Raw genomic sequence first — 2071 nt, 5'->3', positions numbered from 1 at the left:
AGTTGGGCGCATCAATCCGCACACACATGTCGCCGAATTGCCCCAATTGACGATGCTCTGAAATTAAATGTTGGAGATCCGACGGTACGCCCGCCTAGAGACTTAGCACGCGGTTTTGGAGAAATTGTTCTGTAACTTGCTGGCGAACCACAGAGCTGATTTAGACTGTCTGGCTTAACTAATCAAGAATCGAACTAAGTTCGTATGATCCCTTTCTCCGACGGCATTCCGGCACGCCGGTTCCCGGTCGTCAACGTCACGCTGATCGTCGCGAACTTCGCGGTGTTTCTGTTCTATGAGTTGCCGAACCAAGACGCGGCGATTAATCAGGCGGCGTTCTATCCATGCGATGTCACTAACGCCTGCCAGCTGGGCATACACTGGGGCGTCAGCTGGATCACGTCCATGTTTATGCATGTCGGTTGGGCTCACATCCTGGGCAACATGCTGTTTTTGGTGATCTTCGGCAAGAACGTAGAGGATGCTTTCGGGCGGTTCGGCTATCTGGCCTTTTACCTCGGCGGCGGATTCGCCGCCACGGTTGTGCAGACCGCGGTGACTCTGCTCTTCGGCACGGCGGCCGACGCGCGGTCAGCGAATCTGGGCGCCAGCGGCGCGATCGCAGCGGTGCTGGGCGCCTATATCGTGCTCTATCCCAGGTCGCGCATCTTGACGCTCGTCGGCTGGATCCCGTTACGAATCCCGGCGTGGTTCTTCCTCGGCTTCTGGTTTGCGCTCCAGTTGTTCCAAGGCAACTTCGCGCTGGTCCACCCAGACAGGACCGGTGGCAGTGGTGTTGCATTCTTCGCCCATGTCGGTGGCTTCGTCTTCGGTGTGGTCGTGGTGCTAGTCATCACCGGCGCCAGACCAAATTACCTCCGGCCCGACGACCAAGCCCAAGGACGACGGCCGGCAGGGCAAGACGGCCCACCGCCTACGGGGGACAGCGCTCCAACGCACTCCTAACGCGCCAGCGGCGGCGTCGGACAGCCACGCGGCGAGCCGTCCCAATGCCCAACATTGCGCCGCACGGAGATCGGCCGGCAAGGAGCTCAGGGCGTCGTCAATCGCCTCTGCGAACAGATCGTTGAGACCCAGCTGCCAACGCGCATCCATCTCCGCAACGATGCCAACCTTTCTGGAACCTTGGTGACGGCTCCGCGGCGGCGTTTAATGATCGACATGCCTCAGTTTTCGCATCCTCTACAGCCTCAAAAGTCGCGTCTCCCGCGCCCTGTGGCGTTGACGTGGAGCGCGCTCACCGAAGGTCATTGGTCGCTAGTCGTCACGAAAGACACAGGCTCTGTCGCGGCCTCGTTGAGTCCTGTCGAGCATGCCTGGAGCGACAACCGCGAGTATCTGATCGGAGCACTCGAAGACGGCTGGTGGCTCGCCGTGGAAGTCGACGGCAAGCTAACCGCGCTGGCGTCGCCTTTCCCTTCCGAAGAAGCTGCTAGAGAGCGAGCCGAGGCGCTGGAGGCTGAAACCGAGTGAATTGCGCCGTGCCGGCCGGGCATTCACGCTATCGCCTATGCGCGGCCTGGCGGCCATCGATTCCGAACTGCGCCTCCTCGCCGAGGTGCATTGGTCGATCCGCGAGCATGGGGGCGAGCCGTCAAGTTATCAGGTGGACGAGTTGCTTGACGAGCGCCTGCTCAACCGGCGGCCCCTTTAAGTGGGTACTTTGGCGGCGATCTGATGGGCGATGTTGACCGCGGAGTCGGTCGGACTGAAGCTGCATGCCGTGATGTCGATGGCCACGTTGTTGGCGACGGTCAGCGCCCGCTGACAAGTCCAGCTAGAGGCCGAGTGGGTTACGGTGGCGCTCAGGGTGCCGTTCGTGTTGGAGACGGGCCCAACTGTGTCATACACATCGGGTTTGCCAGCGCTGGTGTAAGTGAATTGTCGGCAGGCCGGCCAGCGTTGGGCGGACGCGGTGAAGAACGCGTCCGCATCAGGCGCGGAGGGAAACAAAACCACAGCCTGACCGACAAGATGAGTTTCATGTCCGGGCTCCTGGAGATTGTTTCCACGCAAGGCGGTCCACCCACTGCCCTCATAGACCGCTGCT

The 2071-nt window shown here is 60.9% G+C and carries 4 protein-coding genes; 3 read left to right on the top strand and 1 reads right to left on the bottom strand.

Features of this window, described 5'->3' with window-relative positions; all coding sequences use genetic code 11:
* Positions 1-204 precede the first annotated feature (204 nt).
* The 3 genes from WBF82_RS04655 to WBF82_RS04645 are packed head-to-tail and all read left to right on the top strand — an operon-like array spanning position 205 to position 1675.
* Complete coding sequence (locus tag WBF82_RS04655) at positions 205-966, top strand: rhomboid family intramembrane serine protease (RefSeq protein ID WP_424381929.1); 762 nt, start codon at positions 205-207, stop codon at positions 964-966.
* Positions 967-1020: 54 nt separating this feature from the next.
* The gene (locus WBF82_RS04650) at positions 1021-1494 is read left to right on the top strand and encodes a hypothetical protein (RefSeq protein ID WP_424381928.1); all 474 of its coding nucleotides are present in this window, start codon (positions 1021-1023) and stop codon (positions 1492-1494) included.
* Between the two features lie 37 nt (positions 1495-1531).
* Entirely contained in the window at positions 1532-1675 is a 144-nt protein-coding gene (locus WBF82_RS04645; protein WP_424381927.1) for a hypothetical protein, read from the top strand.
* Here WBF82_RS04645 and WBF82_RS04640 read toward each other — a convergent pair.
* Positions 1672-2071, bottom strand: a 400-nt coding sequence (locus WBF82_RS04640; protein ID WP_424381926.1) for a sensor domain-containing protein, incomplete at its 5' end; no start/stop codon positions are given. The two genes, WBF82_RS04645 and WBF82_RS04640, sit on opposite strands and share 4 nt — an antisense overlap.

Source organism: Mycobacterium sp. (assembly GCF_049673265.1).
Taxonomy (GTDB): domain Bacteria; phylum Actinomycetota; class Actinomycetes; order Mycobacteriales; family Mycobacteriaceae; genus Mycobacterium.
Note: the sequence above shows the minus strand (reverse complement) of the source record. Positions and strands in the feature narration are given on the sequence as shown.

What these genes read in the sequence shown, in the direction of transcription:
- WBF82_RS04655 (WP_424381929.1), top strand. Translation starts at nt 205, where the DNA reads ATGATCCCTTTCTCCGACGGCATTCCGGCACGCCGGTTCCCGGTCGTC.
- WBF82_RS04645 (WP_424381927.1), top strand. Translation starts at nt 1,532, where the DNA reads ATGCGCGGCCTGGCGGCCATCGATTCCGAACTGCGCCTCCTCGCCGAG.